The sequence below is a fragment of the Pseudarthrobacter sp. RHLT1-30-1 genome, from assembly GCF_059383415.1.
The window spans coordinates 79,891-102,339 of sequence record NZ_JBWZCG010000002.1 but is presented as its reverse complement, the minus strand read 5'-3'; the positions used below and the strand labels follow the sequence as shown (position 1 = coordinate 102,339).

Sequence of the window (22,449 nt, the reverse complement as noted above, 5' to 3'; positions counted from 1 at the left end):
GGAAACCGTATGGTTTCCGGGGTCATTTGTTTCAAGCTGTCATTCAGCTTTGCTTAGGCGTTGGGGCGCTTGCCGTGGTTCGCGCCGCCACGCTTACGGTCACGACGTTTGCGTGCACGTTTGCTCATAGCTGGCCTCCTTAATTTTTGGTACTCAAAAGAGCTGCCCTCAAGTCTCCCACATCGGGGCACCCGCCGCGAACCGGCGGTACGGGTGCCCCCTGCTGATCTACTGCAGGGAATTCCGGATGGAGATCCGGGCCTGGTCCAGCACCGTTTTAACCGTCTCCAGCGTGACCGGAGTGATCGGATGCCGGCCGCCGTGGCGGCGCAGTTCCACCCGGATATCGTCGCGGAAGGCCTGCACCAGCATCTCCGCCTCCCGAAGCCGGCGGTCGCCTTCCTGCGAATAACGCTGCCCCGCCAGGGCGGCGACCGTGGAGCCGGCTGCCCGGGCCGAGGAACGTGCGGCCTCGGCCGTTGCGGCCAGGTCGGCACGCAGACCGCGCATATTGACCCTGATGTCCTGCCGCAGGTTGTCCGCGAGCCGCCGGACGGAGGCGGAGATGTCGTTCTCGACGCCGGCAAGCTCGTCCCGGCGGTTGTTCAGTTCCACCAGTCCCGCGGGGGTGATGCTGTAGTAGGTCCGGCGGCCCTCGGTATGGGTGGCGACGAGCCCTTCCTCCTCGAGCTTGCCAAGCCGGGGATAGATGGTGCCGGCGCTGGGGGAGTAGGTGCCGCCAAAGCGTTCGCTCAGCGCCTTGATGAGTTCATAGCCGTGCTTCGGACCCGATTCCAGCAGTGCGAGCAGATAGAGCCGCAGTGCCCCGTGGGCGAAGACCGGAGGCATCAGTGCTCCTTGCCGGAGTCCGTGCCCGGCTGGCCGTGGAAGATCGACGTCTTCCCCGACACGGAGTTGGTGCGGACCAGCATGAGCTGGGCATCGGGTCCGACAATGGTCTGCACCGAGCCGCCGGGCTGGCTGTAGCGCTGGTCGTCGATGACGACGGCGCCGCTGGCGGACTTGGCGATGATGTCCACGCCGACGTCGTGCGGGAGCCGGATGGTGACGTCGCCCGACACGGAATTGGCCCCGAAGTCATTGGTGAAGCCGTGCAGGTCGAAGCTGAGGTCCCCGCTGACGGTGTTGGCCCGGATGTTGCTGAAGTCGCCGGAAGCGGTGACTTCGCCCGAGACGCTTTTGGCCGTGAGCACGCCGTGGTGGTTGCGGGCGATGACCTCGCCGCTGACGGTGTTGACGGACAGATTCCCGGACGTGCCGTCGGCCAGGACGGAGCCGGAGACGGTATTGAGCCGGGTGTGCCCGCCGATGCCGGACACCATGCCGTCGCCGCTGACGGTTCCTGCTTCGACGTCGACGCCAGCCGGCAGGGCGATGCTGATGACCACCGAGTTGCTGCTGCTGTTGTTGACGGTGTCCATCAGGTTCTTGAACCAGCCCTGCGGTCCGTGCAGCTGGTGCCGCACCTCCAGGCGGCCGTTGACGAGGCTGATCGCAAGGGGGTCGCCGTGCACCTCGGAAACTTCGATCCGGGCGACAGCCTCATCGTGCGCGACAATGTCGAACCGTCCCCGGACGATGCCGAGCTTGAGCGAGGTGACGCCGTCGACGTCGATGGTCTGGGGACCGGTGACGGTCCAGTTGTTCTCTGTCATGGTTCCTCCGGGAAGGCGATTCTGCAGACGCACAGTTACGATATATCGCGACTATGCAATCACGATATAGCGCGCCCCCGGCGCGGTCAAGCTATATCGTGATTTTCCCGGGTGGCCCGTGGCCTACTCCGGGGCGTCAATCTTGAGCCACTGGAACCAGCCGCGGTGCAGCACCAGCCAGGCCATCAGTCCGTAGCCTGCCTGGCCGGGTGTCCCGCCGTTAGCTGCGAGATCCTGGCGCCACTGCTCATGGTTCAGCAGCGGCGAGAACGTGTCCACATAGAGGTGCTTGCGCCGGGTCGTGACGTCGGCGAAGGCTGTGTTCAGCTCACCGAGCCTGCGATTCTGGGCAGGATCCAGGGTGGGTGGCGGCCCGACCACAAAAACCTCGATCTTGTTCTGCGAGGCGGAGTCGAGGATGTTGGCCAGGTTGAGCCGGCTGCGGGCCGTGGAGAGCCCGAACTCGACGTCGCGGCCGGACAGCCCGATCACCAGGCGGTTCTCATGACGGGCGTTGAAGCGCCGGCCGGCCTCCTCATGCCAGCGGGCAGCCAGCCCTTCCGTGCCTTCCTCCGGGCACGGCAGGGAATAGCACTCGAGGGTCAGGCCGTCCTGCGGTGTTCGCGCCAGCACCCGCCCCAGCCAGCCGAGCGCGCGGGGATCACCCAGGCCGGCCAGCAGTTCATCGCCCACGGCTGCGATCCGCAGCTTTCGATCTTCCACGACTACCTCTTCATTCCAGAGCGTGCATTAAAAGGTTAAACAACGCTGCCCGGCCGGAGTTGCAATTTTCAATCTCCGGCCGGGCAGCGCTCACCTTACTTACGTGCGAATGCCTGCTTGAGCAGCGTGTCCTGCTCGGCTGCGTGGCGCTTCATCGATCCTGCGGCGGTGGCAGCCGACGCCGGACGGGATACCAGGCGGACCCGGCGGTCCAGCGCATCCGGAAGGTTCAGGCCGATGAACGGCCACGGACCCTGGTTGGCGGGCTCGTCCTGTGCCCAGACAACCTCGGCGTTCGGGTACTTGGCAAGCTCGGCGGCGATCCCGGCAGCGGGCAGCGGGTAAAGCTGCTCGACCCGGACTATCGCCGTGGTCTTGTCGCCGGTCTTCTGCCGGGTGGACAGCAGATCGTAGTACAGGCGGCCGGAGACCAGCAGGACACGCTCCACGGCGTCGCCCTGGAGCTGCTCGTGGTCCGGGATCACCGGCAGGAACGAGCCGGTCGTGAAGTCCTCCACGGACGAGGCTGCGGCCTTGAGGCGGAGCAGCTGCTTCGGCGTGAAGATGATGAGCGGCTTGCGCGGCCGGCTGTACGCCTGGCGGCGCAGCAGGTGGAAGTGCGACGCCGACGTCGTGGGGTTGGCCACGATCATGTTGTCTTCGGCGCACATCTGCAGGAAGCGCTCGATCCGGGCGGACGAGTGGTCCGGTCCCTGGCCCTCGTAGCCGTGCGGCAGCATCAGCACGAGCGAGGACCGCTGGCCCCACTTCTGCTCGGCCGAGGAGATGAACTCGTCGATGATGGTCTGCGCGCCGTTGACGAAGTCACCGAATTGCGCTTCCCAGAGCACCAGTGCATCCGGGCGTTCCACCGAGTAGCCGTATTCGAAGCCCATGGCAGCGTATTCCGAGAGCAGCGAGTCATAGATCCACAGCTTGGCCTGGTCATCGGAGAGGTGCGCCAGGGGCAGCCACTCATCGCCGTTCGCGCGGTCGTGGAAGACGGCGTGACGCTGCACGAAGGTGCCGCGGCGCGAATCCTGGCCGGCGAGTCGGACGGGAACACCCTCCATGATGAGCGAACCGAAGGCGGCGAGTTCGCCAAAGCCCCAGTCGATGCCGCCTTCACGGGACATCACCTCACGCTTCTCCAGCAACTGCTTGAGCTTGGCGTGGACCGTAAAGCCGTCGGGGATGTCAGTGTGGGCCTTGCCGATGCGGGCAAGCGTTGCCGCGGAAATGGCGGTCGAGGCCGGGGCGCTGACGCCTAGGTCGGTCTGCTGGGCAATCGGGCGCTCCAGGTCAGACACCGCAGCGGAATCCGCCGTGATGATCGGAATCGGGGAGGTCTGCGCGGCATGGGTTTCGGCGAAGACGCGCTCCAGCCGTTCCTGGTAGTCGCGCAGCAGCTGCTCGGCTTCCTCCTCGGTGATGTCACCGCGGCCGATCAGGGACTCGGTGTACAGCTTCCGGACCGAACGCTTGGCTTCGATCAGGTTGTACATCAGCGGCTGGGTCATCGAGGGGTCATCGCCCTCGTTGTGCCCGCGGCGGCGGTAGCAGACCATGTCGATGACGACGTCCTTGTGGAACCGCTGGCGGAACTCGTAGGCGAGCTGGCCGATGCGGACCACTGCTTCCGGGTCGTCGCCGTTGACGTGGAACACCGGCGCCTGGATCATCTTGGCGACGTCCGTGGAGTAGGTGGAGGACCGTGACGAGGACGGGGCGGTGGTGAAGCCGACCTGGTTGTTGACCACGATGTGGATGGTGCCGCCGGTGCGGTAGCCGCGCAGCTGGGAGAGGTTGAGCGTTTCCGCCACGACACCCTGGCCTGCGAAGGCGGCGTCGCCGTGCACCATGATCGGCAGCACGGGGAAGGCCTCGCCCTGGTCGAGGCGGTCCTGCTTGGCGCGGACGATGCCTTCGAGGACGGAGTCCACCGCCTCGAGGTGCGACGGGTTGGCAGCGAGGTAGACCTTGGTCTCCTTGCCGTTGTCCGAGGTGAAGGTGCCCTCGGTGCCGAGGTGGTACTTCACGTCACCGGAGCCCTGCACGGAGCGCGGGTCCTGGGTGCCTTCAAATTCGCGGAAGACCTGGGCGTAGGTCTTTCCGGCGATGTTCGTGAGCACGTTGAGCCGGCCGCGGTGGGCCATGCCGATCGCCACTTCGTCGAGTTCGTCGTCGGCGGCGTCGGAGATGATGGCGTCCAGCAGCGGAATCAGGGACTCGCCGCCCTCGAGCGAGAAGCGCTTCTGGCCGACGAACTTCGTCTGCAGGAACGTCTCGAAGGCCTCGGCCGCGTTGAGCTTGGAGACGATGCGCAGCTGCTCGTCACGGCTCGGCTTGGAGTACGGGTGCTCGATCTGGTCCTGGAACCATTTGCGCTCGGCCGGGTCCTGGATGTGCATGTATTCGATGCCCGTGGTGCGGCAGTAGGCATCGCGGAGCACGCCGAGGATGTCGCGGAAGGCCAGCATCGGCTTGCCGCCGAAGCCGCCGGTGGGCCATTCGCGGTCCAAGTCCCACAGCGTGAGGCCGTAGGTCAGGACATCGAGGTCCGGGTGCTTGCGCTGGACGTATTCCAGCGGATCGGTGTCCGCCATGAGGTGGCCGCGGACGCGGTAGGCATGGATGAGCTGCTGGATCCGGGCGACCTTGTTGATTTCGTCGGCCGGGTCCACCTGCAGGTCCGGGCTCCAGCGCACGGGCTCGTAGGGGATGCGCAGGGATTCGAAGATCTCGTCGTAGAAGTTCTGTGCGCCGAGCAGGAGCTGGTGCACGAGCTTCAGGAACTCGCCACTGCCGGCACCCTGGATGACGCGGTGGTCATAGGTGGAGGTCAGCGTGAGGACCTTGCTGATGGCGTTCTGCGCGATGATCTTCGGGCTGGCGCCCTGGAATTCCGCGGGGTAGTCCAGTGCGCCGACGCCGATGATGGTGGCTTGGCCCTTGGAAAGGCGCGGTACCGAGTGCACGGTCCCGATGCCGCCGGGGTTGGTCAGTGACACGGTGGTGCCGGAGTGGTCGTCGGCGGTCAGCTTGCCGGCGCGGGCGCGCTTGATCAGGTCCTCGTAGGTGTGCCAGAACTCGGAGAAGTCGAGGGTCTCCGCCTTCTTGATGTTTGGCACGATGAGGAGGCGGCTGCCGTCGGGCTTGGGCATGTCGATGGCGATGCCAAAGTTCACGTGCGCCGGCTGGACGGCGACAGGCTTGCCGTCGACGACGTCGTAGTAGACGTTCATCGAGGGGAACTGGGCCAGGGCGCGGATGACGGCGTAGCCGATCAGGTGCGTGAAGGACACCTTGCCGCCCCGGGCACGCGCCAGGTTGGAGTTGATGACGACGCGGTTGTCGATCAGCAACTTGGCCGGGATCGCCCGCACGCTGGTGGCGGTCGGGACCTCCAGGCTGGTGATCATGTTGGTGGCGATGGCCTTGGCCGGGCCGCGGAGGACCGAGACGATGTCTTCCTCGGGGGCCGTCGGGGCCTTGATGTTCTTGGGCAGCTGGGCCGGGATCGGCTGGGCGCCGGGGCCGGTTTCCGTGGCCTTGGAGCCGTCGCGGGCAACGGTGGCCGGGGCCTTCTTTGCGGCGGGAGCCGCGGCCGGGGCGGCAGGCGGTGCGGCAGGGGCTGCTGCCGGGGCGGGCGCGGCCGGCTGCGCCGCCGACGCGGCAGCCCGAGCTACAACGGGAAGTTCGCGGGTGGCGGGGTGCGCAACTGTCGCTGCGCCTGAGGCTCCGTTGGTGGCGGAACTGTCTCCGGCGTCGAAGGACTCGAACAGAGGCCACCACTTGGCGTCCACCGTGTTCTTGTCCTGCTGATAACGCTCGTACAGTTCGTCAACGAGCCACTCGTTTCCGCCAAATTCCTCTGGTAGACGGTGGCTAGGCTGCTCTGGCACTTGAATTACGCCTCTTCCATGAGTTTGATTCCCACTGGTTTCACGGTGCTTCAGCACGGCGATTGAACCAGTCTCCGCGTCCAGTGAACCCAGACCCCTGCCAGTCTAGTGACGATTCTTGCCAAACTGCCAATAAGGGTGACTCAAATCATCAAGTCAGCTCAAAGTGCCGTCACGACACACCACCGGGCCGTCCTCGAGCCCATCCAACGCCGTCCTCAAGCTCTCCGAACGCCGTCCAAAAGCCGTACGAAAGCCGTCAGTGGGCGAAGGTCGCGCGGCGACCGCCGCCCCCGGGAACCCTCGCTAGACTCGCACTGAGAACCCTTTAGCACCGGAATGCCTATTTAAAGGAGCAGCCGTGCGATTCCTGACGGAGCCCACCACCGACCTGACCTACTCGGACCTCTTCCTGGTACCGTCCCGATCAGACGTCACGTCCCGCCTGGACGTGGACCTGGCCGCGGACGACGGGACGGGCTCCACGATTCCCCTGGTGGCGGCCAACATGACGGCCGTGACCGGCAAACGGATGGCCGAGACCATGGCCCGGCGCGGCGGGCTGGCGGTGCTGCCGCAGGACGTGCCGCTCGACGTGATCCGCGATGTGACGGCCTGGATCAAGACCCGCGACCCCGTTCTGGAAACCCCGGTCACCCTCTCGCCGGCGGACACCGTTATTGATGCCCTGCACCTGATGGGCAAACGTCCGCACGGGGCGATCATGGTCGTGGACGACTCGGGTGCCGTGACCGGCATCGTCCGGGCCGCGGACTGCGAGGGCCAGGATCGTTTCGCCTCGCTCGCCTCGGTGCTGCGGCACCAGCCGCTGGTGCTCGATGCGGCCCTGCTGGACAACGGCCCCGCCGACGCCGGCCCCTCCGCCGACGCCGGAAACGGCTCCAGCGCCGGCAACGGGTCCGGTGCCGGGAACGGGTCCGGCCTGCGCCGCGCCTTCGACGCGATGGACGCGGCCGGCACCGACTTCGTGCCGGTGCAGCGGGACGGCGTGCTGGCCGGAGTCCTCACCCGGAAGGGTGCGCTGCGCTCCACGCTGTACCGTCCCTGCCTGGACGCCTCCGGCCGGCTCAAGGTGGCTGCCGCCGTCGGGATCAACGGCGACGTTGCCGGCCGGGCCGCGGAACTCCTCGCCGCCGGGGTCAACGTGCTGGTCCTCGACACCGCGCACGGCCACCAGCAGAAGATGTTTGACGCCCTGGCGGCTGTGAAGGGCCTCAACCCCGGCGTGCCCGTGGTGGCCGGCAACGTCGTGACGGCCGACGCGACCCGCGAGCTCATCCAGGCCGGCGCGGACATCGTCAAGGTCGGCGTTGGTCCCGGGGCCATGTGCACCACACGCATGATGACGGCCGTGGGCAGACCGCAGTTCTCCGCCGTGCTGGAGTGCTCGGCGGCTGCACGGGCCGCCGGCGGGCGGGTCTGGGCCGACGGTGGCGTCCGCTACCCCCGCGACGTGGCGCTCGCCCTGGCTGCCGGCGCCAGCCAGGTGATGATCGGATCCTGGTTCGCCGGCACGCACGAGAGCCCCGGGGACCTGCAGAAGGACGCCGGCGGGCGCCAGTTCAAGGAAAGCTTCGGCATGGCGTCGGCCCGTGCCGTGCAGAACCGCAACCAGCGCGAGGGCGCTTTCGAAAAGGACCGCAAGGCGCTCTTCGAGGAGGGCATCTCCACCTCTCGGATGTACATCGACCCGGTCCGGCCCGGCGTCGAGGACCTGCTGGACATGATCACCGCCGGGCTCCGCAGTTCCATGAGCTACGCCGGCGCGGCCGACCCTGCGGCGTTCCGGGAACGCGCCGTGGCCGGAATCCAGTCCGCGGCCGGCTACGAGGAAGGCCGCCCGGTTCCGCAGAGCTGGTGAGCCGCGATCGCAGCGGACGCGGCCGCCGTCGGGCGTCACCCGACGGCGGCCGGCGCCAGCTGCTCCTGTAGACTGAACTTCTTATGGACAGTAAATCTAGGTGCCGGCCTGGGGGCTGTCAGCGGGGAACGGAAACCGTTACCGCGCAGTCCACCCGAAGAGCCGGCAAACCCCGTTCACGTGCCCATCATTCTCCGGTGACCCACCAGTCCGGAGCCTTCCAGGAAACAGGGTCGGCCGCGGCCGACCATCCTCCGCCGGACCGATTGCTCCGGCACCCCACCCCTCGCTTCTCCGCCAGCGGCACTCCGCTTCTCGCCGCTGCGCCGGAAGAAGGCCGCTAAATGGAGTGGCTTCTTCTCGGAGCAGGAGTGCTGCTCATCCTGGGAACCGGCTTCTTCGTAGCCGTCGAATTTTCGCTCGTCGCCCTGGACCAGGCCACGGTCCAGCGCGCTGTGGATGACGGCGACACCGCCGCCGCGCCCCTGCTTAAATGCCTCAAATCCCTGTCCACGCAGCTTTCCAGCTGCCAGTTGGGCATCACCATCACCACCCTGCTGACTGGCTATGTCATGGAGCCGTCGGTCGGCAAGCTGCTCGAGGCGCCGCTGGGCGCCCTGGGGCTGCCCGAACCCGCGGCGGCTTCGGTATCGCTGATCCTGGCGATGGCCTTCGCGACCCTGCTGTCGATGCTGATCGGTGAACTCGTTCCCAAAAACATGGCCATTGCGCTATCGTTCCAGGTCGGCAAGGCCCTGGCCGGCCCGCAGTTGGTCTTTACCGCCATCTTCAAGCCCGCCATCGTGGTGCTCAACGGATTCTCCAACAAAGTGCTCAACATCTTCGGGTTGGAGGCCAAGGAAGAAATTTCCGGTGCCCGGACTCCGGCCGAGCTGGCTTCCCTCGTGCGCCGCTCGGCGGCGATGGGAACGCTGGACGCAGGAACCGCCAACTTCATCGCCCGGACGCTCAAGTTCTCCGGCCGGACCGCGGCAGACGTCATGACGCCCCGCATCCGGGTCGAAACCATCGACGGCGACCAGCCGGTGTCCGACATCGTGGAGGCGGCGCGCCGCACCGGGTATTCGCGGTTCCCGGTCATCGGGGAATCCTCGGACGATATCCGCGGCGTGGTGCACATCAAGAAGGCCATCGCCGTTCCCTCGGACCGGCGGGCCAACCTGGAGGCGGGAGCCATCATGACCGACGTGCTCCGCGTCCCGGAAACCATCCACCTGGACGCCCTGCTGGCGGAACTGCGCGAAGGCAATCTGCAGCTGGCCGTGGTCCTTGACGAGTACGGCGGCACTGCCGGCATCGCCACCCTCGAGGATCTTGTCGAGGAGATCGTCGGGGAAGTGGCCGATGAACACGACAAGGTCCGGCCAGGTCTGCTGCAGAGCGCCTCGGGGGACTGGTACTTCCCGGGTCTGCTGCGCCCCGATGAACTCTCCGAACAGATCCCGGGCCTGACCGTTCCCGACGAATCTGCCTACGAAACGGTAGGAGGCTACGTCATGAGCAAGCTGGGCCGGATTGCCTCCGTGGGAGACACTGTCGACGTCGGCGGCGGGACCCTGAGCGTCACCAGGATGGACGCGCGCCGGATCGACCGGATCTGCTTCAAGCCCGGCCGTGCCCACCAGGGGAACCACTCCACGACTGAGGTGGGTGCCGAATGAGCGACTGGGCGGGAATTCTCTGGCTGGTCATCCTGCTGCTCGGCAATGCCTTCTTCGTGGCTGCCGAGTTCGCGGTCATGTCCGCGCGACGCAGCCAGATCGAACCCCTGGCCGAGGCCGGCTCCAAAAGCGCGCAAACCACCCTGCGCGCCATGGAAAACGTCTCCCTGATGCTGGCTTGCGCGCAGCTGGGCATCACCGTTTGTTCACTGCTGATCCTGCAGGTCGCGGAACCGGCGATCCACCATCTGATGGCAGTGCCGCTGGAAGCGGTCGGCGTTCCGGTGGAAATCGCCAACGTGGCGGCGTTCGCCGTCGCCCTGCTGCTGGTCACCTTCCTGCACGTCACCATCGGCGAGATGGTCCCGAAGAACATCTCGGTGTCCGTCGCGGACAAAGCGGCCCTGCTGCTGGCGCCGCCCCTGATCTACATCGCCCGTGCGGTGAAGCCGGTGATCTTTGCGCTCAACTGGTCAGCGAACCACATCCTGAAACTGATGCGGATCGAGCCAAAGGACGAGGTCACATCCTCCTTTACGCTGGAGGAAGTGCAGTCGATCGTGCAGGAATCGACCCGCCACGGGCTCGTGGATGACGACGCCGGCCTGATCACCGGTGCACTCGAATTCTCCGAACAAACCGCCTCCCGCGTTATGGTCCCGCTGGACAAATTGGTGATGCTGAAGCCGGCCACCACGCCGGTGGAATTCGAAAAGGCCGTGAGCCGCACCGGCTTCTCGCGCTTTCCGATGCTCGACGAGGACGGGATGCTCTCGGGCTACCTCCATATCAAGGATGTGCTGTCCATCCCCGACGCGGCCTACCACCAGCCGATCGCGGAAAGCCACATCCGGTCGCTGGCGAACCTGGCCATGGACGACGAGATCGAGAAGGCCATGTCCGTGATGCAGCGGACCGGCTCGCACCTGGCCCGCGTCATCGGCCCGGACGGCCTCACCCAGGGTGTGCTGTTCCTCGAGGATGTCATCGAGGAACTCGTCGGGGAGATCCGGGATGCCACCCAGGCCACTGGCTACCGGCGGCTCGGGCAGGACCAGCAGTAGCTTGAGCTGGATCCCTAAATAGGAATCATTCCTATTTAGGGATACACTCAACGAAGTCGCTATTGCTGCTGATTCTCAATAACAGATCCGAGGTTTTTCGTGCGCCATCCCGCTCCCCGTGCCATCGCTGCCGCCTTCGCCGGCCTGGCCGTGCTGCTGACGGCGTGCGCGCCGACGTCGGGAACTCAACAGGGGAGCAGCGGCGACGGAATCGTCGACGTCGTCGCGTCCACCAGTGTGTACGGCGACATCGTCAGTACCATCGGCGGCGATAAGGTGCGGGTCAACTCCATCATCACGCGCACCAGCCAGGACCCGCACTCCTATGAGGCGACCACGCAGGACAAGCTCGCGGTCTCCAAAGCCGAGCTGGTTCTGGAAAACGGCGGCGGCTATGACGACTTCCTGCACAAGCTCGCGGACGACACGGGACTGGACCACGGCAGCGTCCTGAATGCCGTGGAGCTCTCCGGCCTGGCTCCGGAAGAAGCTGCCGGCCCGTCCGCCACCGCGGATGCCGACGGGCACGCCCACAGCCCGGCCGGCTTCAATGAGCACGTCTGGTACAGCCTGCCCGCCATGGCCCGTGTCGCGGACGCGGTCGCGGCCAAGCTCGCTGAGCTCGAACCGTCCTCGGCCGAGAGCTTCCGCGGCAACGCCGCAGCCTTCAAGGATTCGCTCGGCAGCCTGGAGACCGGACTGGCGGAGATCAAGGCGTCCGCGGGCGGGGCGCCCGTCGCCGTCACGGAGCCGGTCCCGCTCTACCTGCTCGAGGCTGCAGGGCTGGAAAACCGGACTCCGGCCGAGTACACGGCCGCGATCGAAAACGACAGCGACGTGCCGCCCGTGGTGCTCAAGGCCGCCACCGACCTTATGGGCTCGGGCAGCATCCGGCTGCTTGCCTACAACCAGCAGACCGAAGGCCCGCAGACACGCGCCGTCAAGGAGGCCGCAGCGGCCGCCGGCGTGCCGGTGGTGGACTTCAGTGAGACCCTGCCGGACGGCCTGTCCTACCTCCAGTGGATGACCGAGAATGTTGACCACATCTCCAGGGCCCTGGCCTAGGATTAGCTGACCACCCAGCAGACAACCAGCAGATAACCCAGCCCGAGAATCCAGCCCGAGACCCCGGGCCGAGGGCTCGCGTAGAACGCAGAATTAGAGGAAATCCTAGTTGACACCCGTAGTGAGCCTCCGCGGAGCCTCCCTGTCGTTCGGCGAGCGAACCCTGTGGGAAGGCCTGGACCTGGAGATCAACCCGGGCGAATTCTTTGCCGTCCTCGGCCCCAACGGCAGTGGCAAAACCACGTTTCTCAAAGTCCTGCTCGGCCTGCAGCAGCTGAGTTCCGGCACGGCCACCCTGGCCGACCGGCCCGTGGCGCGGGGCAACCCGGCGATCGGCTATGTCCCGCAGCAGAAGTCGTTCGACCCGGATACTCCCCTCCGTGCCCGCGACCTCGTCGGTCTGGGCGTCGACGGCCACCGCTGGGGGATCCGGCTCGGCGCCGCGAAGGTCAACCGCAGAATCGATGAGCTGCTCGAGCTGGTGGGGGCTGCCGACTACGCGAAAGTTCCCGTAGGCCAGCTCTCCGGCGGTGAACAGCAGCGGTTGCGGGTGGCGCAGGCGCTGGCCGCCGACCCGAAGGTGCTGCTCTGCGATGAACCCCTGCTGTCCCTGGACCTCCATCACCAGCAGGCCGTCAGTGCGCTGATCAACAAGCAGTGCCGCGACCAGGACAGTGCCGTGGTGTTCGTGACGCACGAGATCAATCCGATCATGGAATACGTGGACCGGGTGCTCTACCTGGCCGGCGGACGGTTCCGGGTGGGCGCGCCCGAGGAGGTCATGACCACCGAGGTCCTGTCCGATCTCTACGACAGCCACGTCGAAGTGATCCACGCGAACGGTCGGCTGATCGTCGTCGGACTGCCCGACGCCGCAACGCACCACCACGAGGACGCCCACGTCGTGGCGGGCGAGGTCGGCTAGATGGATCTGCAGAGCCTGCTCAACTCCATCTTCAACTTCGACAACTACGGCGAACTGCTTGTGCTGGTCCAGAATTCGCTCTGGGCGGGCGCGGTCCTCGGGCTGCTCGGCGGGCTAATGGGAACCTTCGTGATGAAGCGTGACCTGGCCTTTGCCGTGCACGGGATCTCCGAACTCTCGTTTGCCGGCGCGGCCTTTGCCCTGCTGATCGGGGCGGACATCATCCTGGGCTCGCTGGTCGGATCCGTCCTGGCGGCGCTGGTGCTGGGCCTGATGGGAGTCCGCGCCCGGGACAAGAATTCGATCATCGGCGTCATCATGCCCTTCGGTTTGGGTCTGGGCATTCTGTTCCTCTCCCTGTACGAAGGCCGCGCGGCCAATAAGTTCGGGCTGCTCACCGGGCAGATCGTCTCCGTCGGAACTGTCCAGCTCCAGGTGCTGGCGGTCGCCGCCGTCGTAGTGATGCTTGCCCTGGTGGCCATCTGGCGTCCGCTGACCTTCGCCAGCGTGGACCCCGACGTCGCGTCGGCCCGCGGTGTGCCGGTGCGGGTCCTGGCTATCGGGTTCATGCTGCTGCTCGGCGTCAGCGTGGCGCTCTCGATCCAGATTGTCGGCGCCCTGCTGGTGCTGGCGCTGCTGATCACTCCCGCGGCGGCCGCGATGCGGGTGACATCCTCACCGAGGCTGGTAGTGATTCTCAGTGTGGTTTTCGCGATGACAGCCACGGTCGGCGGCATCCTGCTGGCCCTTGGCGGCCGGATCCCGATCAGCCCGTATGTAACCACACTGTCCTTCCTGATCTACGTCATCTGCCGGCTGGTCGGTGGTCTCCGGACCAGGCGCGGCAGGAACGGACGGGTACTGCGCGCCGCGCCCGTGCCGGCGGCCTGACCCGCCGTAGCGCCGGGGCTGCAGATTTGCATCAATGCAAGTTTGCATTTGCGCAATCATTGCAGTCGTGCAATTATTTTAGGCATGACTTTTGTTGCTTCGATGCCCCTTCGCGAGCGCAAAAAAGCTGAGACCTGGGCGGCGCTTCATGAGTCGGCCGCATCCCTTGCCCTTGAACACGGCGTTGACCAGACCACAGTGGAGGCCATTGCCGCCACTGCCGGGGTTTCCCCCCGGACTTTCTTCAACTATTTCGAGGTGAAGGAAGACGCCATCGTGGGGCTGCGGGAGCCTGTCCTCGATGCGGCGCAGCTGTCCCGGATCTCCGTCACGGCGGATGACCTGGTGGGGCAGGTCTCGCGGCTGCTGATGACCGTTGCCTGGACGGCGATCGGCGGTACCAACCGCGCACGCCGCCGGCTGCTGATTACCCGGGATCCCAATCTCAGCCGCCGCCACATGGACTACATGGTCAAGGCCGAAAGGCTCGTCACCCAGGGGATAGCCGCGTTGCTGGCCCAGGATCCCGCGTGGTCGGACGGCACCGAAGGCTTCGGCCCCGAGGAGGCCGCGCGCATGCTCGTCATGATCGCCGGCGTCCCCATCCGCTTCAATATCACTTCAGCTGATTTCGACCCGGCCGAGGGAATCTCCGCGGAGACCCTGGAGCCGTCATTGACACTGCTCCACCATTTACTAAGGAAAATTTCATGACCAAGCAAGCTGTCCCCGCCGCGGGACCGGCCGAAGGAAAGCAGCACATGGTGCTGCTCTTCGTGGGCCTGATGCTCTCGATGCTTCTCGCGTCGCTGAACCAGACCGTGCTTAGCACGGCACTGCCCACCATTGTGGGCGAGCTCCACGGCGTCAGTGACATGCTCTGGGTTATTACCGCCTTCATCCTCGCCTCCACCATCACCATGCCGATCTACGGCAAGCTCGGTGACCTGATGGGCCGCAAAGCCCTGCTGATGGCTGCCATCATCCTGTTCATGATCGGTTCAGTCATCGGCGGCCTCGCCAACGACATGGGCGTGCTGATTGCGGCCCGCGTCGTCCAGGGCCTCGGCGGCGGCGGTTTGATGATCCTCTCGCAGGCCGTTATCGCCGACGTTGTACCGGCCCGCGAACGCGGCAAGTACATGGGCATGATGGGCGGCGTCTTCGCCATTGCCTCCGTCGCCGGCCCGCTGCTGGGCGGCTGGTTCACCGAGGGACCCGGCTGGCGCTGGGTGTTCTGGATCAACATCCCCCTGGGCCTGCTCGCGCTGGCCGGTGCCGTGTTCTTCCTGAAGCTGCCCAAGCACAGCGGCAAACCGCGCCTGGACCTGGGCGGTATGGTGCTGCTCGCGATCGCGACGACCTGCCTTGTACTGTTCGCGACCTGGGGCGGCGGCAAGTACGAATGGACCAACCCCATCATCCTTGGACTGATCGCCGGCACAGTGGTCAGCGCGATTGGCTTTGTCCTGGTGGAGCGCCGCACGGCCGAACCGATCATCCCCCTGCACCTGTTCAAGGACCTCAACTTCAACCTGGCGACCATTGCCGGCCTGCTCATCGGTGTGGCCATGTTCGGAGCCATCGGCTACCTGCCGACATATCTCCAGATGGCCTTCAGCGTCAACGCCACCGAATCCGGGCTGCTGATGATCCCGATGATGGGCGCCCTGCTGGTAGCCTCCGTGGTCTCCGGCCAGCTGGTCAGCCGGACCGGCCGCTACAAGTGGATGCCCATCGCCGGCGGCGTGCTGGTCGCGATTGCGCTCGTGCTCCTCTCCACGCTCAAGCCGGAATCACCCCTCTGGGAAATCTGCGCCTACCTGGCCGTGATGGGCCTGGGCCTGGGCCTGAGCATGCAGATCATGGTGCTCATCGTGCAGAACTCCTTCCCGCTGCGCGAAGTCGGCACGGCCACGGCGTCGAACAACTTCTTCCGGCAGATCGGGGCCACGCTTGGCTCCGCCGTGGTCGGAAGCCTCTTCGCGAGCCGGCTGGCCGAGCTGCTCGCCGGCCGTCTGCCGGCCGCGGCGACCGGCGGCGGCACACCGGGGGGATCCAACTCGCTGACTCCCGCGGTGGTCAGCCACCTGCCGGCACCGATCAAGGAGGCCATCATCTCCTCCTACAATGACGCGCTGACCCCCATCTTCATCTGGATGGTTCCGCTGGCGCTGGGCGCCGCGGTGCTGATGTGCTTCATCAAGCAGAAGCCGCTCGCCACCGCAATCGAGCACGATGTGCTCTCCGAGTCCCTTTCGGAAGGCAACATCCTGATCACCGCCGACGACGCCGACGACGAGGCCCTCGTACCGGCCACGCGCGCCAGGCACTAGCCGGCTCCATGGACTACCGGTTCCAGGTACTCACTAATTCCAGGGAATGACCGGCGGAAGTTCGACTACACCGCGGGCCGGGTTGCAGATTCTGCAGCCCGGCCTGCGGTGTATTTCGTTCGCCTTGGGGCCTGTGCCTAGTCGCCGGTAGCCCGTGCCGTGCAGTCCGGGCACAGTCCGAAAATCTCGACGGTGTGTTCCACGACGGTGAAGCCGTGCTCGGCCGCCGTCCGCGCTGCCCAGGCCTCGACGGCGGGCGCCTCGACTTCGACGGCTTTACCGCAGCTGCGGCACAGCAGATGGTGGTGGTGGCCGGTGACAGCGCAGCGCCGGTACACGGCCTCGCCGTCGGCGTTCCGGAGCACGTCCACCAGACCCTCGTCCGCGAGGGACTGCAGGATGCGGTAGGAAGTGGCGAGCGACACCGAAGTGCCGCGGTCCTGCAGAATGCGGTGCAGTTCCTGGGTGCTGACGAAGTCCGGCAGCTCGTCCAGGACGGCGCTGACCGCGAGGCGCTGCTTCGTGACGCGCTGCTCCTTGACCGCGGCAGGGACCGGCAGCGTCGTGCTGCTGCCGTCGGCTGTGGCGCCCTGGGACATCGTCAAACTCGCTTCGTTGGGGGGTCTCGAAAGGGGTGGTGGCAAGCTCCCAGATTACCAGCCGGGTCCGTGGACACCGCCGGGAAGGCACCCTAGGCTGGCCGGATGAAGCTGACGAAGTTCACGCATGCCTGTGTCCGGCTCGAGAAGGACGGGAAGGCGCTGGTGTTCGACCCGGGAAACTTCTCTGAAACCGATGTAGCGCTGTCCGGCGCCGACGCCGTGCTGATCACACACGAGCATGGCGACCACGTCGACGTCGATGCCGTCGCGGCCGCGCTGACGGCCGGAGGGTCGCTGCAACTTTTTGCACCGGCCGGCGTCGCGGCCCAACTGCGGGAAAAGGCGCCCGACGCCGGGCCCAGAATCCATACGGTGGCGCCCGGCGGGGAATTCGAAGCGGCCGGATTCTCCATCCGGTGCTTCGGCGGGCAGCACGCGCTGATCCATCCGCAGATTCCGGTGGTGGCGAATATCGGCTACTTCGTGGACTCCAACGTCTACCACCCGGGCGATTCCTTCATTGTGCCCGACGGCGTGGAGGTCCAGACGCTGCTGGTGCCCGTCCACGCTCCGTGGAACAAGGTGGGCGAGGTCGTCGATTTTGTGATCGGCGTCCGTGCGCCGAAGGCCTTCCCGATCCACGATGCGCTGCTCAACGAGAACGGGCGCCGGCTGGTGGAAGGGCATGTGACCCGGTTCGGCGCCAAGTACGGCACCGAATACCGACACCTCGCGAGCGGGGAGAGTGTCGAGGTGTAGGAGTCGAGGTCCAGGAGTTAAGGGCTTGGAGACGGCCGGGCGCTAAGCCGGCCAGACGCCGCCGGCGAAGAACTGCCGGAGAGTCGCTTCATGCGGTGCGGGGTCCAGGCCCTGGGACCGGATCCACTCCGGGCTGTAGTAATTGCCGGCGTAACGGTCGGCGCCGTCGCACATCAGCGTGACGACACTGCCCCGGCTGCCCACGGCGATCATCGCTGCGATCAGCTGCCAGACGCCCCACAGGTTGGTACCGGTGGAGGGTCCCGCCTGCAGCCCGGCGAAATCATGCAGGTGACGCATTGCCGCCACCGATGCCGCGTCCGGGACCGGGATCATGTGGTCGATCACCGCCGGGACAAAGCTGGGTTCCAGCCGGGCCCGGCCGATTCCCTCGATCCGCGAGGGCTGACTGCCCACGGCGGCGGCGCTGAGTGCCGCGCCGGGGGTGCCGGCAGTGCCAGGGTTGGCGGCCGCATGGCTTGCGGGTCCGCCGTCGGAGCCTCCGCGGCTCTCCAGCCAGCCTGGGTAAAACGCGGAGTTCTCCGGATCCACCACGGCAAGGCCCGTGTCGTGGCAGTGGTACCGGAGGTAACGGCCGATGGTGGCACTGGTGCCGCCGGTGCCGGCGCCCACCACGATCCAGCGGGGGATCGGGTGTTCTTCCAGGGCGAGCTGGCCGAAGATTGACTCGGCAATATTGTTGTTGCCGCGCCAGTCGGTGGCCCGTTCGGCGTAGGTGAACTGGTCCATGTAGTGGCCGTTGGTGCGCTGCGCCAGGTCCGCTGCGGCGTCGTAGACCTCCGAGGCGTGGTCGACGAGCAGGCAGGATCCGCCGAACTGCTCAATCAGGGCGATTTTCTCCCGGCTGGTCGTCCGGGCCATTACCGCAATGAACGGCAGCCCCAGCAGCTGGGCGAAATAGGCCTCCGAGACTGCCGTGCTGCCGCTGGAGGCCTCAACAATGGTGGTTCCCTCCGAGATCCAGCCGCTTGCCAGCCCGTAGAGGAACAGCGAACGGGCCAGGCGGTGCTTGAGGCTGCCGGTCCGGTGTGTTGACTCGTCCTTGATGTAAAGCTGGACGCCCCAGGGTGCCGGAAGCGGAATGGAGTACAGATGGGTGTCCGCGGACCGGTTCGTCTCTGCGTTGATGCGGCGGATGGCCGCGTCGACCCAATCCCTGTCCTGCTGTCGAACTCTGATCACCGCACCAGCCTACCCGGGCACGCAGACCCGCTGGATAGAGTTGGCGGATGCAGACCTTGATGGATGTCGCCACCCTGAAGGACCGTCTCGACGGCACCGGCCAAACGCAACGGCGGACAGTGTTGCTGGACGTGCGATGGGCGCTGGGCGACCCGCACGGCCGGGCACACTACCTCGCGGAACACCTCCCGGGTGCGGTCTTTGTGGACCTCGCCAATGAGCTGGCCGGCCCCGCGGATCCGGGCCGCGGCCGCCACCCGCTTCCGCCGTTGGCCCGGTTCCAGGCGTCCGCCCGCGGCTGGGGTGTCCGTAACGGTGACGTTGTGGTGGCCTATGACGACAGCGGCAACCTGGCCGCGGCCCGGCTGTGGTGGATGCTCCGGAACGCGGGCCTTCCGGACGTCTACCTGCTCGACGGCGGACTCGCCGCCTGGCGGGACGCCGGCTTTGACCTCGAAAGCGGGGAACGGCACGCAGAGCCTGGGGACGTGGTGCTGAAGGACGGGGCCATGACCGTGATCGACGCCGGCCAGGCGGCGAGTTGGGGGCGGCAGGGGCTTCTGCTGGATGCGCGGGCGGGGGAGCGGTACCGCGGAGAATTCGAGCCGGTGGACCCGCGTGCCGGCCATATCCCCGGAGCCGTGAGTGCCCCCACCACAGCCAACCTCGGCGCAGACGGCAGGTTCCTGCCCGCGGAGACGCTGCGCGACCGGTTCGCCGGACTCGGCGTGCGCGACGACCACCCGACCGCCGTTTACTGCGGTTCCGGCGTGACCGCAGCCCACGAAATTGCGGCCCTCGAAATCGCCGGATTCCCGGCGGCGCTTTATCCGGGGTCCTTCTCTGAGTGGTCCAACGAACCCTCGAACCCCGTGGTGACCGGGGCTGCGCCGAATGGTGAAACCACCGCCCAGTAAGGAGCGGCCACGTCTTTGGGCACAGCAGTTGTCGCTCCCCGTACTCTGCTTGCCAACGCAGCTTGCCTAGGCGGCCAACCGGGCGTGATAGCGCGCGCGGACCAGGATCTTGGCCCGGCGGCGGAGTTCGCGGTGGTGGTGCCGGTTGAGATCGACGGGGTGGTCCGGCGCCGTTCTGTTGGCGGTCGCTCCGGGCGGTGTTTCCGCCCCCGCCATTGCGGGCGCCGTTCCGGGCACCGTGCCGGGCGTCAGTCCCGGCGTGGTACCAGGGAGCGGTGGTGCGGTGGATTGGTAGGTGTGGCCGGTGGGGGTGGTGGTTTCGATGGTGTGGCGGGGTCCGGGGCGCGGGCGTGCGGTCCAGCCGGGGGTTTCTTTGGTGTGGTTGCAGGCCTCGCAGAGCCCGGCACCATTGATTTGGGTTGTGGTGCCGCCGTGGTGCCAGGGGACGATGTGGTCGAAATGTCTGATGGGGGCGTCGCAGTACGGGGTGCGGCAGGTGTCGTCGCGGGCGGTGAGGAAGCGGCGCAGGCCGGGTGGGAAGAGCCGGGCGCGGGAGTCCATTGCGGTGAGGTCGCCGGTGCCGGGGGCGGTGTAGAGCCGGCGGAGCCAGACGTTCAGGGCCCGATCTCCGGCAGCATCCCCGGGAACGTCCCCAGCAGGGTTCCCGGTCGCGGCGCCAGCTGCGCCGGCACCGGCACGGGCGTGCCCCGTCCCTGTCTTCTCCGCGCCGGTTGCGGTGGTTTTGAGTAGGTCGCGGGCCCAGCCTGCGGGGACGATGCCGTAGCCGGGGAGTCTGGCAGGTTCGCTGTCGCCCTGGAAGAGGGTGCGGTCGGTCATGATGAGCTGGATCTCGATGCCGCTGATCCCGCCGCCTTTTCCGGTGCTGCGTTCGACGAGTGCGTCGGCCATGAGCTGGCCCCGGGTGCGGGGGTCCCCGCCGGAGCGCAGGGTGTCCGCGGGCCAGGGTCAGGGCGGCGTAGGCGGCGACGCCGGCGGAGAGCGGGAGCAGGGCGGTGAGGTAGCACATGGTGTCCGGGGCCGGGCGGAGGCTGACGTGCCGTTCGGTGGCGGCGTGGCTGGCGCGTTGGGTGACGGAGCGGGGATCCCGCCGGTACGCCGCGGTCCGGGCCGCAGCGATGATTTGCCGGTCCCCGGCGCCGTCGAAGGTCCCGGTGTCGGCGGCGAGCTCTTCGTCGACGGCGCAGCGGTCGGCCGCGGACAGGCACGCGGTTTCTTTCACCAGCAGGGTGGCGCGCCATTCGTTGAGCTGCCCGGTTTCCAGCGCGGCGAGGGTGTGCGGCATTTCGGTGACGAGCGCCTTGGCCAGGCCCAGGAGCCGTCCGCCGCGGGCCGGGGATTCCCGGCGGGCCAGGGCGATCTGCGCGCCGACCCCGGCGCCCAGCTCCGCCGGAGGCACCCCAAGGTCCCTCTGTTCGCGGCGGTGGCGCAGATCGAAGGCGACCGAGAGCTGGGCCTGTCGGGCAGCGAGGGCAGACTTTCTGTCTTCCAGGGCCCGGATTTCAGCAATCAACCCCGCACCGTCCAGCTCCGGCCCGCCACCGCACAGCGCTGTGCCTGCATCTTCCGTGGACGGCCGCTTCCCGCAACCACAGGCGCAGTCGCACCCCACTGCTGCCTGAACCACTCCGGGCCCGAGATTTCCGTCCATGGACCCATTCAACCTCGGGCCTCCGACACTTAACCTCGGGGCTCTGACACTGGAATCGCCCGTGCTCGAAGCGGAGGAACCGGCCGCGGCGTACTTCCGGTCCTCCCGTTCATGGAGCTGCCCGATCAGGCCGGCACCGCCGTCGTTAGCGGAAGGCCGGTCCGTGGCCAGGTAACGGGCCACCCCGGCGACCGAACCAGGGTCCGTTCCGCTGCTCTCTGCTGCCGGAACCACTCTGGGCCCCTGATTTCCGTCCACATACTTATTCAACCTCGAGCCTCCGACAGTTAACCTCGGGGCTCTGACACTGGAATCGCTAGGACGAAGCGGAGAAAGCAGCCGCGGCGTACTTCAGGCCGTCCCGTTCATGGAGGTGGCCGACCAGCCCGGCGTCGTCGCCGGCGGTCCGGACCGCGCCGAGCCCGCAGGTCCCTTCGGTGAGCGGGTCACCGAGGGGGCCGCTGTCAGCTGCTGCCGGGACTACCTCGGCTTCCTGATTGCCGTCCACAAGAACAGTCAATCAGGCACCAGTGACAATTAGCGCTGTCCCGCCAGGCAACCGAGACGGTCGCAAGCCAAAAAAGTAGGCCAGCCCGCTAAGGTCGGTGCTCCGGTGCTCCAGTCCTTGCCGCGAGGCCACCCTTGACAACAAGGGATTTTAGTTAACTACTTAACGATATGAAGGACAGGGAACAACAATCCATCGTCGACAGCGCAGTGTTCAAGCTGCACCGCGCCACTGCGCTGGTGGACCGGGTTGCAGACCGCTACCTCCAGCAACATCACGGAATCCGCTATTCGGGTTTCCTGGTACTGCTCACCGTCGGAACAGCGGGCCAGCAAACTCAACGACAAGTTGCCGACAGGCTTGACGTGTCGCGGGCGTCAATCACCCAGCGGCTCGGTCGGCTCCTCGAGGAGGATCTCGTCACAGTACGGCCCCACCCGGACGACGCCCGGGCGAACACGATCTCGTTGTCCGAGAAGGGATCGGCGCTGCTGGAACGCGCCTGGCAGGGCCTCGAGTCCCATCAGGACGGAGTTGATGCGGGAGTAGATGTCAAAGCATTGATTCAACAGCTCGACCGGATTATCGACAATGCCCTGCGCGAGCTCACCGCTGAAGACAAGGAACGCCCATGACCTCGAG

19 protein-coding genes and 1 pseudogene are annotated in these 22,449 nt (G+C 66.7%); 11 read left to right on the top strand and 9 right to left on the bottom strand.

Annotation, left to right across the window (positions count from 1 at the left end; all coding sequences use genetic code 11):
* Positions 1-53: 53 nt before the first annotated feature.
* The 5 genes from AC50YM_RS02900 to AC50YM_RS02880 form a co-directional block, all read right to left on the bottom strand.
* On the bottom strand, positions 54-128 hold the full coding sequence (locus AC50YM_RS02900; RefSeq protein ID WP_104061284.1) for a 50S ribosomal protein bL37: 75 nt from the start codon (positions 126-128) through the stop codon (positions 54-56).
* Between the two features lie 100 nt (positions 129-228).
* Positions 229-849, bottom strand: coding sequence for a PadR family transcriptional regulator (locus tag AC50YM_RS02895; RefSeq protein ID WP_494955508.1), 621 nt, complete (start codon positions 847-849; stop codon positions 229-231).
* Positions 849-1,676 carry a DUF4097 family beta strand repeat-containing protein gene (locus AC50YM_RS02890; RefSeq protein ID WP_494955507.1) on the bottom strand — a complete coding sequence of 276 codons (828 nt, stop codon included), beginning with the start codon at positions 1,674-1,676 and terminating at the stop codon, positions 849-851. Before AC50YM_RS02890 ends, AC50YM_RS02895 begins: the two co-directional genes overlap by 1 nt.
* A 123-nt stretch (positions 1,677-1,799) precedes the next feature.
* Entirely contained in the window at positions 1,800-2,399 is a 600-nt protein-coding gene (locus AC50YM_RS02885) for a GDSL-type esterase/lipase family protein (protein WP_494955506.1), read from the bottom strand.
* Between the two features lie 95 nt (positions 2,400-2,494).
* Positions 2,495-6,304 carry a multifunctional oxoglutarate decarboxylase/oxoglutarate dehydrogenase thiamine pyrophosphate-binding subunit/dihydrolipoyllysine-residue succinyltransferase subunit gene (locus AC50YM_RS02880; protein WP_494955505.1) on the bottom strand — a complete coding sequence of 1,270 codons (3,810 nt, stop codon included), beginning with the start codon at positions 6,302-6,304 and terminating at the stop codon, positions 2,495-2,497.
* Positions 6,305-6,665: 361 nt separating this feature from the next.
* Between AC50YM_RS02880 and AC50YM_RS02875 the strand changes: the two genes are divergently transcribed.
* From AC50YM_RS02875 to AC50YM_RS02840, 8 genes are all read left to right on the top strand, one after another.
* On the top strand, positions 6,666-8,186 hold the full coding sequence (locus tag AC50YM_RS02875; protein WP_494955504.1) for a GuaB1 family IMP dehydrogenase-related protein: 1,521 nt from the start codon (positions 6,666-6,668) through the stop codon (positions 8,184-8,186).
* A 344-nt stretch (positions 8,187-8,530) separates the two neighbouring features.
* A complete protein-coding gene (locus AC50YM_RS02870) occupies positions 8,531-9,868 on the top strand; it encodes a hemolysin family protein (RefSeq protein ID WP_494955503.1) in 1,338 nt (445 codons plus the stop codon).
* Positions 9,865-10,932, top strand: a complete 1,068-nt coding sequence (locus tag AC50YM_RS02865; RefSeq protein ID WP_494955502.1) for a hemolysin family protein — start codon at positions 9,865-9,867, stop codon at positions 10,930-10,932. Before AC50YM_RS02870 ends, AC50YM_RS02865 begins: the two co-directional genes overlap by 4 nt.
* A 99-nt stretch (positions 10,933-11,031) precedes the next feature.
* A complete protein-coding gene (locus tag AC50YM_RS02860; RefSeq protein ID WP_494955501.1) occupies positions 11,032-11,997 on the top strand; it encodes a metal ABC transporter solute-binding protein, Zn/Mn family in 966 nt (321 codons plus the stop codon).
* A 109-nt stretch (positions 11,998-12,106) separates the two neighbouring features.
* A complete protein-coding gene (locus AC50YM_RS02855; protein ID WP_494955500.1) occupies positions 12,107-12,922 on the top strand; it encodes a metal ABC transporter ATP-binding protein in 816 nt (271 codons plus the stop codon).
* On the top strand, positions 12,923-13,813 hold the full coding sequence (locus AC50YM_RS02850) for a metal ABC transporter permease (protein ID WP_494955499.1): 891 nt from the start codon (positions 12,923-12,925) through the stop codon (positions 13,811-13,813). It abuts the gene before it with no gap.
* A gap of 84 nt (positions 13,814-13,897) precedes the next feature.
* A complete protein-coding gene (locus AC50YM_RS02845) occupies positions 13,898-14,527 on the top strand; it encodes a TetR/AcrR family transcriptional regulator (RefSeq protein WP_494955498.1) in 630 nt (209 codons plus the stop codon).
* Complete coding sequence (locus AC50YM_RS02840) at positions 14,524-16,149, top strand: MDR family MFS transporter (protein ID WP_494955497.1); 1,626 nt, start codon at positions 14,524-14,526, stop codon at positions 16,147-16,149. The genes AC50YM_RS02845 and AC50YM_RS02840 overlap by 4 nt, the downstream gene beginning before the upstream one ends.
* 137 nt (positions 16,150-16,286) lie before the next feature.
* Here AC50YM_RS02840 and AC50YM_RS02835 read toward each other — a convergent pair whose 3' ends face one another.
* A complete protein-coding gene (locus tag AC50YM_RS02835) occupies positions 16,287-16,748 on the bottom strand; it encodes a Fur family transcriptional regulator (protein WP_494955633.1) in 462 nt (153 codons plus the stop codon).
* Positions 16,749-16,853: 105 nt separating this feature from the next.
* Between AC50YM_RS02835 and AC50YM_RS02830 the strand changes: the two genes are divergently transcribed.
* Entirely contained in the window at positions 16,854-17,510 is a 657-nt protein-coding gene (locus tag AC50YM_RS02830) for an MBL fold metallo-hydrolase (protein WP_494955496.1), read from the top strand.
* 42 nt (positions 17,511-17,552) lie between these two features.
* On the opposite strand, the gene AC50YM_RS02825 is transcribed toward AC50YM_RS02830, so the two are convergent.
* Positions 17,553-18,713: a PLP-dependent cysteine synthase family protein gene (locus AC50YM_RS02825; protein WP_494955495.1), complete on the bottom strand. Its 1,161-nt coding sequence runs from the start codon at positions 18,711-18,713 to the stop codon at positions 17,553-17,555.
* Between the two features lie 47 nt (positions 18,714-18,760).
* On the opposite strand from AC50YM_RS02825, the gene AC50YM_RS02820 reads away from it, so the two are divergent.
* The gene (locus AC50YM_RS02820) at positions 18,761-19,630 is read left to right on the top strand and encodes a sulfurtransferase (protein WP_494955494.1); all 870 of its coding nucleotides are present in this window, start codon (positions 18,761-18,763) and stop codon (positions 19,628-19,630) included.
* A 66-nt stretch (positions 19,631-19,696) separates the two neighbouring features.
* Here the strand turns inward: AC50YM_RS02820 and AC50YM_RS02815 are convergent.
* Both AC50YM_RS02815 and AC50YM_RS02810 read right to left on the bottom strand, forming a co-directional pair.
* A pseudogene (locus AC50YM_RS02815) lies at positions 19,697-21,299 on the bottom strand (HNH endonuclease).
* Positions 21,300-21,615: 316 nt separating this feature from the next.
* On the bottom strand, positions 21,616-21,807 hold the full coding sequence (locus tag AC50YM_RS02810) for a hypothetical protein (protein WP_494955493.1): 192 nt from the start codon (positions 21,805-21,807) through the stop codon (positions 21,616-21,618).
* A 170-nt stretch (positions 21,808-21,977) separates the two neighbouring features.
* On the opposite strand from AC50YM_RS02810, the gene AC50YM_RS02805 reads away from it, so the two are divergent.
* Complete coding sequence (locus AC50YM_RS02805) at positions 21,978-22,442, top strand: MarR family winged helix-turn-helix transcriptional regulator (RefSeq protein WP_494955492.1); 465 nt, start codon at positions 21,978-21,980, stop codon at positions 22,440-22,442.
* The last annotated feature ends 7 nt before the right edge of the window (positions 22,443-22,449 follow it).